8 protein-coding genes are annotated in these 7,183 nt (G+C 63.4%); 7 read left to right on the top strand and 1 reads right to left on the bottom strand.

Annotated features, from left to right (window positions below):
- Nucleotides 1-10 precede the first annotated feature (10 nt).
- From fusA to tgt, 7 genes are all read left to right on the top strand, one after another.
- Complete coding sequence (gene fusA / locus ACIQ3Q_RS15475; protein ID WP_396270063.1) at nt 11-2,116, top strand: elongation factor G; 2,106 nt, start codon at nt 11-13, stop codon at nt 2,114-2,116.
- Nucleotides 2,116-2,709, top strand: a complete 594-nt coding sequence (locus ACIQ3Q_RS15480; protein WP_396270069.1) for a hypothetical protein — start codon at nt 2,116-2,118, stop codon at nt 2,707-2,709. The genes fusA and ACIQ3Q_RS15480 overlap by 1 nt, the downstream gene beginning before the upstream one ends.
- Nucleotides 2,591-3,136 carry a hypothetical protein gene (locus ACIQ3Q_RS15485; protein ID WP_396270071.1) on the top strand — a complete coding sequence of 182 codons (546 nt, stop codon included), beginning with the start codon at nt 2,591-2,593 and terminating at the stop codon, nt 3,134-3,136. The genes ACIQ3Q_RS15480 and ACIQ3Q_RS15485 overlap by 119 nt, the downstream gene beginning before the upstream one ends.
- A 31-nt stretch (nt 3,137-3,167) precedes the next feature.
- Entirely contained in the window at nt 3,168-3,629 is a 462-nt protein-coding gene (locus ACIQ3Q_RS15490; RefSeq protein WP_396270064.1) for a DUF4437 domain-containing protein, read from the top strand.
- 141 nt (nt 3,630-3,770) lie between these two features.
- Nucleotides 3,771-4,355: a TetR/AcrR family transcriptional regulator gene (locus ACIQ3Q_RS15495; protein WP_396270065.1), complete on the top strand. Its 585-nt coding sequence runs from the start codon at nt 3,771-3,773 to the stop codon at nt 4,353-4,355.
- Between the two features lie 44 nt (nt 4,356-4,399).
- Nucleotides 4,400-4,762 (top strand): DUF1622 domain-containing protein, encoded by a 363-nt coding sequence (locus tag ACIQ3Q_RS15500; RefSeq protein WP_396270066.1) that lies wholly within the window; start codon nt 4,400-4,402, stop codon nt 4,760-4,762.
- A 141-nt stretch (nt 4,763-4,903) separates the two neighbouring features.
- A complete protein-coding gene (gene tgt, locus ACIQ3Q_RS15505) occupies nt 4,904-6,049 on the top strand; it encodes a tRNA guanosine(34) transglycosylase Tgt (protein WP_396270067.1) in 1,146 nt (381 codons plus the stop codon).
- Between the two features lie 94 nt (nt 6,050-6,143).
- On the opposite strand, the gene ACIQ3Q_RS15510 is transcribed toward tgt, so the two are convergent.
- On the bottom strand, nt 6,144-7,040 hold the full coding sequence (locus tag ACIQ3Q_RS15510) for a hypothetical protein (protein WP_396270068.1): 897 nt from the start codon (nt 7,038-7,040) through the stop codon (nt 6,144-6,146).
- Nucleotides 7,041-7,183 lie beyond the last annotated feature (143 nt).

Here is a 7,183-nt window from a genome sequence, read left to right on the forward strand (position 1 = left end):
GGAGCGTCACATGACCCGCCACACTCCCCTCGAGCGCACCCGCAACTTCGGCATCTCGGCCCACATCGATGCGGGCAAAACCACCATCACGGAACGCATCCTGTTCTACACGGGGGTGAACCACAAGCTCGGCGAAGTGCATGACGGCGCGGCCACGATGGATTGGATGGTGCAAGAGCAGGAGCGCGGCATCACCATCACCTCTGCCGCCACCACCACCTCCTGGCGTGGCATGGACCTCTCTCGCCCGGCACATCAGTTCAACATCATCGACACGCCTGGGCACGTGGACTTCACCATCGAGGTGGAACGCTCCATGCGCGTGCTCGACGGCGCGGTGATGGTCTACGACGCCGTGGGTGGCGTGCAGCCGCAGTCCGAAACCGTGTGGCGGCAGGCCACCAAGTACAAAGTGCCGCGCCTGGCCTTTGTGAACAAGATGGACCGCGTGGGCGCCGACTTCTTTCGGGTGCGCCAGATGATGGTGGAGCGCCTGAAGGCCAACCCCGTTCCCGTCGTGCTGCCCATTGGCGCCGAGGAGGGCTTTCTGGGGCTTGCGGACCTCCTCAGCATGAAGGCCCTGTACTGGGACGACGCCGACCAAGGCACCCGCGTGCGCACTGAAGAGCTGCCGCCCGAGATGCTGGAGTCCGCGCTGCTGTGGCGCGAGCACATGGTCGAAGCCGCCGCCGAAGCCAGCGATGCCCTGACGCAGCGCTACCTGGAGCATGGCACGCTGAGTGAGGCTGACATCGTCAGCGGCCTGCGCCTGCGCACGCTGGCCGGTGAGATCCAGCCCATGCTGGTGGGCTCGGCCTTCAAGAACAAGGGCGTGCAGCGGCTGCTGGACGCCGTGATCGACTTTCTGCCTTCGCCCCAAGACATTGGCGCCGTTCAAGGCCGCAACGAGCAGGCCCACACCGAGAGCCGTCGGGCAGACGACGCCGAGCACTTTGCTGGGCTGGCCTTCAAGCTGATGAGCGACCCGTACGTGGGGCAACTGAGCTTTGTGCGGGTGTACTCGGGTGTGCTGCGCAAAGGCGATGTGGTGCTCAACATGAGCAAGGGGCGGCGCGAGCGCATTGGCCGCATCGTGCGCATGCATGCCAACCAGCGAGAGGACATTGAGGCCATCTACGCCGGAGACATTGCGGCGGTGGTCGGCCTGAAGGACGTGAGCACCGGGGACACCCTCAGCGACCCTGGCGCGCCCATCCTCTTAGAGCAAATGAGCATCCCCGAGCCGGTGATCTCCCAAGCGGTAGAGCCCAAGGCCAAGGCCGACCAGGAAAAGATGGGCCTGGCCCTGAGCCGCCTAGCGGCCGAAGACCCCTCTCTGCAGGTGCGCACCGACGCAGAGTCGGGGCAGACCTTGATCTCTGGCATGGGCGAGCTGCATCTGGAGATCGTGGTCGACCGCTTGCAGCGCGAGTTTGGCGTGGAGGCCCGGGTGGGCATGCCCGAGGTGGCCTACCGCGAAACCATCCGCCAAGCCGTTCAAGACGTGGAAGGCCGCTTTGTACGGCAGTCGGGCGGCAAAGGCCAATACGGCCATGTGGTGCTGACGGTGGAGCCCCAAGCGCCCGGTGCCGGTGTGGCCTTTGTGGACGCCAGCAAGGGCGGGGTGGTGCCACGGGAATTCATTCCTGCTGTGGAGAAGGGCATTCGGGATGCGCTGCCGCAAGGCGTGTTGGCGGGCTACCCCGTGGTGGACCTCAAGGTCACGCTGACCTTTGGCTCCTTCCACGAGGTGGACTCCAACGAACACGCCTTCCGGATGGCGGCCTCCTTGGGCCTGAAGGAGGCGCTGCGACGGGCCGGGCCCGTGCTGCTGGAGCCGCGCATGGCGGTGGAGGTGGAAACCCCCGAAGACTATGCGGGAGCGGTGATGGGAGACCTGGCCAGCAGGCGCGGCCAGGTGCAGGGCATGGACGAGCAAGCCGGCGGCCTGGGCAAGCTCATTCGCGCCGAGGTGCCGCTGTCGCAGATGTTTGGCTATGCCACCGCCCTGCGCTCCATGTCCCAGGGCCGAGCCAGCTATGCCATGGCGTTCCACCACTATGCCCAAGCGCCCCAGGCGGTCGTGCAGACGGTTGCTGAAGGAGCGGCACGGTGATGCAGCCCCAGCAGACCACGGCCATGACACGGCCCGTCACCCGCTACATCCCGCTGTCCTTCTTCAGCATGGCCGTGGGCACCCTGGCCTGGTCGCAGGCGTGGCAGGCGGCGGCGGTCATCTGGCCCATCCCGGCCTGGTGGCCTCTGGGCACCAGCCTGGCAGGGCTGGCCCTGTGGGCCTTGCTCTGGGTGGCCTACCTGCGCAAGTGGCGCGAGCAGCCCTTGGCCGCCAAAGAGGAGCTGCATCACCCCACGCAGTCCGCCATGGCCGCGCTGGTGCCTGTCTCCACACTGCTGGCCGCGCTGTCGCTCAAGCCGCTGTGGCCGCAACTGGCGCAGGTGTTGTGGGTTTTGAGCCTGGGCGGGCAATTGGCCTTGGGCCTCTGGTTGGGGGGGCCGCCTGTGGCAAGGCGGGCGGGCTGCAAGCCCCTTCACGGCGGCCATGTACCTGCCCGCCGTGGCGCAAAACTTTGTGGCCGCCACGGCCTCTGCCGCCTTCGGCATGCCGGCCTTGGGCGCACTGTTCTTTGGTGCCGGTGTGCTGTCTTGGCTGGCACTGGAGTCGGTAATCTTGCAGCGCGCCGCGCATGAGCCCGAACTGGACAAGGCGCTGCGCCCCTTGCAGGGCATTCAGGTGGCGCCGGCTGCGGTCGGCGGACTGAGTTACCTCGCGCTGACCGAGGGCCCGCCAGACTTGGTGGCCCACATGCTGCTGGGTTATGCCCTCTACCAAGCCTTGCTCGCCGTGCGCCTGCTGCCCTGGACCACGCAAATCGGACTGACGCCCGGCTACTGGGCCTTCAGCTTCGGCGTGATGGCCATGGCCACCATGAGCTTGCGCATGTGGGCTCGGGCACCGCAGGAGCCCCTGTGGCAGATCCTGGCACCCCTGCTGTTTGTGGTGGCCAACGTCACGCTGCTGGCCTTGCTGACCACCACGGTGGTGCTGATGCGGCAGGGCCGCCTGCTGCCCATCCCAGGTTCTACCGGCACCGAGCAGTTGGTTGGCTCTCGGTAACTGTTCATCCTCAACCCTCTAGGAGCAACCCATGTCTATCCACACTTTTGTCCGCGCCATTGCACTGGCTGCAATGACCTGTGCCGTGGCATTCAACCCTCTGCGGGCCGACGCGGCTCCTGCCAGCGCGCCCATGATCGTGACGCCCTTTGAGTCCTTGAGCTTCTCGCCCAAGCAAGCGGGCAATCCTCAGATCGCACCCGTCAAGGGTCAGCCCGAGCGGGAAGCCTCCTCCATCGTGATGAAGATGGGTCGAGGAGTCTTCCCCATGCACACCCATACCGCCAGCTACCAATTGGTGGTGATCAAGGGGGTCATGAAGCATTGGGGCGCCCAGGGCAACCAGAAGCTGGCACCCAAGATGGGGCCAGGCAGTTTCTGGTACCAGCCTGCGGGTCAGGCCCATGGCGATGCCTGTGAGTCCGACGAGTGTGTGTGGTTCATCACTTTCGATGGCCCCCGTGACTTTGAGGCAGCAGCCCCGGCCAAGTGACAGTGGCCCGCTGCCACATCGGACTTGACGAACGAGGCCCTGCTCCGCAGAATCTCTCTAACAACTGGTAGGTTCGTTGCTGAAGAGCACGAGGTCGACGAGCCTGCCAGGTCCCCGTCCCGTCCACCGATCCGGCCTCCCATGAAGCGATTTTCCGACCTCTCTCCCTCTGCCGAGCGCATCGTCGATGCTGCCGAAGGCCTGATCCAGACCCTGGGCTACAACGGCTTCTCCTACGAGGATGTGGCCAAGATCGTGGGCATACGCAAGCCCAGCATCCACCACCACTTTCCGTCCAAGATGGAGTTGGGGGCGGTGGTGGCCCAGCGCTACACCCATCGCTTTCGGGAGTCCCTGCTGCGCATCGAAGGCACCGTCAGCAAGGCTCCGGCCCGCCTGCGGGCCTATGCCGACCTGTTTGAAGCCACCTACGAAAAGAGCCGCCGCTTGTGCATCTGCGGCATGTTGGGGGCCGAAGCCGATTCGCTGCCCGAAGACATCATGGTGCAGGTCAAGCGCTTCTTCAGCGTCAACGTCGAGTGGCTGAGCATGGTGTTCACCGAAGGTCTGGCGGAGGGCAGCCTGCGCAGCGAGCGCAGCGCTGCCGAGTTGGCGGAGGCCTTTTTGTGCACGCTGGAAGGTGCCTTGATGGTGGGCCGCGGCCTGCCACAGGCGCACGGCCCGCGCCGCTCGGCCGATGTGCTGCTGGCGTCGCTGAGCGCCTGAGTCAGCCCTCGGTTCGGCCCCCCAGGGCCGCGAAAGAACACATCATGGAATTTGAGTGGGCAGAGCATGTCCTGATGGAGAGCGTCCGATGGCTGCGCCTGCTGATCGAAGCTGCGGGCGTGCTGGTGATCGCCGTCGGCGCCGTCATGGCCCTGCGTAGCGCTTGGGCGCCGGTGTGCCCTCCAGGGGCTGATCGCTTTCTGTGCATCCGCCTGACCCTGGCCCGCTATCTGGCCTTGGCCTTGGAGTTCCAGTTGGCGGCGGATGTGCTCTCCACGGTCTTGTCTCCCACCTGGGAAGACCTGGGAAAGCTGGCCGCCATCGCTGCCATCCGAACCACGCTGAACCACTTCCTGGCCAAAGAGTCGCGGGAGCTGAGTGATGGGGTGGGCGTGTTAGCCCGGTAGCGTAGGCACCAGCAGCCGAAGGCCCTGGCGTCATGCCACATCCAGACCATCACCAGGGTCGGTGCGATCACCAGGTCAGCAAACACCTGGGATCACCTCGCAAGACATTGCGAGGCGGCCACCTCGGCGACAATCGCGCCCATGCTGAAGTTCGACCTGCTCAAGACCGATGGCCACGCGCGACGTGGCCGCCTCACCCTCAACCACGGCGTGGTGGAGACCCCCATCTTCATGCCGGTGGGTACTTACGGCACCGTCAAGGGCGTGCTGCCGCAGTCGCTCTATGACATGGGCGCGCAGATTATTTTAGGCAATACCTTCCACCTCTGGATGCGCCCCGGCCTGGACATCATGCAGAGCTTTGGCGGCCTGCACGGCTTTGAGCGCTGGGACAAACCCATCCTCACCGACAGCGGCGGCTTCCAGGTGTGGAGCCTGGGCGAGATGCGCAAGATCAGCGAAGAGGGCGTCAAGTTCGCCTCGCCCGTTAACGGCGACAAGCTCTTCCTGACGCCCGAGGTCAGCATGCAGATCCAGACGGTGCTCAACTCCGACATCGTCATGCAGTTTGACGAGTGCACGCCCTACGAAACCAAGGGCCACCTCACCACCGAAAAAGAAGCCCGCAGCTCCATGGAGCTGAGCCGCCGTTGGGCCAAGCGTTGCATTACTGAGTTTGAGCGCCTGCAAAACCCCAACGCCTTGTTCGGCATCGTGCAGGGCGGCATGTTCGAGAACCTGCGTGAAGAATCTCTGCAGGCCCTGGTGGAGATGGACCTGCCCGGCTATGCCGTGGGCGGCGTCAGCGTGGGCGAGCCCAAAGACGAAATGCTGCGCATCATGGCGCACACCCCGCACCGCCTACCCGCCCACAAACCCCGTTATCTGATGGGCGTGGGCACGCCCGAAGACTTGGTCGAAGGCGTGCGCTGCGGGGTCGACATGTTCGACTGCGTCATGCCCACCCGCAACGCGCGCAACGGCCACCTCTTCACCCGCTTTGGCGACCTGAAGATCCGCAACGCCCGCCACAAAAGCGACCACCGCCCGATTGATGAGAGCTGCGGCTGCTACACCTGCAAGGGCTCAGGCCACCACGGCGGCTTCAGCCGCGCCTACCTGCACCACCTGGACCGCTGCGGCGAGATGCTCGGCCCCATGCTGGCCACCATCCACAACCTGCACTACTACCTCAACCTGATGCGCGAGGTGCGCGAGTCCCTGGACGCCGGCCGCTTTGCCGAGTTCCGCGCGCAGTTTGCGGCGGACAGGGCGCGGGGGGTGTGACCTTCCACGCAAACGCGCTATTGATCACACCAATGGGCAAGGCGGCGCCATGTCGAGGGCGGTTACCGAGGTAAGAAAGTAATCTGAGGGTTGCTTACTTTGGGGTGCGCCAGCGTTTCGAAGTCACGAAGCTGGCGTTCGGAGCTTGCAAGGAACCGATTTGGGTGAACGTCATCGGCACGGTATTAGTGAATGAAAACATGCCGGGCGATTGAGTCCAGCTACCCACCAGCAGTTTGCCGTCAGGCGTCAAGTTCATCGTGTTCGCGTACCCGAACTGAGTCCTACCCTTGATGACATTTGATGTGCCTTCAAGTGCAATGAGTTGGAAATAGAAGTCTGAGTACCCGAGCATCGTGACAAATGTAGTGTCACTGCGGGGGTCGTAGGTCACGCCACGTACGTTTACAAGCCATGCGCCGGGTGGAGCGAGACGGTGAGGATCAGATAGGGTCGTAACTGAGGACAGGGGCTTGCCGTCGGCAGAGTAACGAGAAATCGAGTAATTCTCTGCCACGAGCAATTCGCCGTTGGGCATAACGGCGACATCGGTTGAGCTCACGTCGATAATCTTCTCGCCAGCGGTTCCAGAAACAGGAAAGCGATACACGCCGTCGAGTGCCGAGACGTAGAAAGTCTTCTTGTCAGGGGCGAAACGCAAGTTGCCGGATGTCACCAAGCCGCTCATCTGACCCGCCATGCTGTAGGTGCGAATCAAAGTGCTCGCTTCATTAAAGACTTCGACTCGGCTCGTCCCCCAGACGCTGGATCGTACAACATACATTCCACCTGGCCCAAACGCGATGCCCTTAGCTGCGCTATCTGCACCAGTCAGTGGATAGGTGCGCTCCAAAGCACCGCTGGTTGAATATTGATCAATAGCATTGCCGCGAGATGCGTAATACTCCACGACAGGTGTCTGAGCAAACGTAATGCCACTCAGCGCGAGTCCAAGCAGGCTCGCAGATATCAGTTTTGCAATGGCTTTCAAGAGTAATCTCCTCTGGCTTAACAGGCTGCTGAAAAACCGCCTTGATCATGCAGCTTTGGCGCCCGACTTAAAGTCTGAGTTGAGTGCGTTTCGTGATGCGGGAAATCGAGCCCGAATTTCATCGATTTAGTGCGGTTTTCATG

It is taken from the genome of Ideonella sp., assembly GCF_044358605.1.
In the GTDB taxonomy this organism is placed as follows: Bacteria; Pseudomonadota; Gammaproteobacteria; order Burkholderiales; family Burkholderiaceae_C; genus Ideonella.

Excerpts from the sequence above, each read along its gene's own strand:
- fusA (WP_396270063.1), top strand. The coding sequence starts at position 11 with ATGACCCGCCACACTCCCCTCGAGCGCACCCGCAACTTCGGCATCTCG.
- ACIQ3Q_RS15480 (WP_396270069.1), top strand. The coding sequence starts at position 2,116 with ATGCAGCCCCAGCAGACCACGGCCATGACACGGCCCGTCACCCGCTAC.
- ACIQ3Q_RS15490 (WP_396270064.1), top strand. The coding sequence starts at position 3,168 with ATGTCTATCCACACTTTTGTCCGCGCCATTGCACTGGCTGCAATGACC.
- ACIQ3Q_RS15495 (WP_396270065.1), top strand. The coding sequence starts at position 3,771 with ATGAAGCGATTTTCCGACCTCTCTCCCTCTGCCGAGCGCATCGTCGAT.
- ACIQ3Q_RS15500 (WP_396270066.1), top strand. The coding sequence starts at position 4,400 with ATGGAATTTGAGTGGGCAGAGCATGTCCTGATGGAGAGCGTCCGATGG.
- tgt (WP_396270067.1), top strand. The coding sequence starts at position 4,904 with ATGCTGAAGTTCGACCTGCTCAAGACCGATGGCCACGCGCGACGTGGC.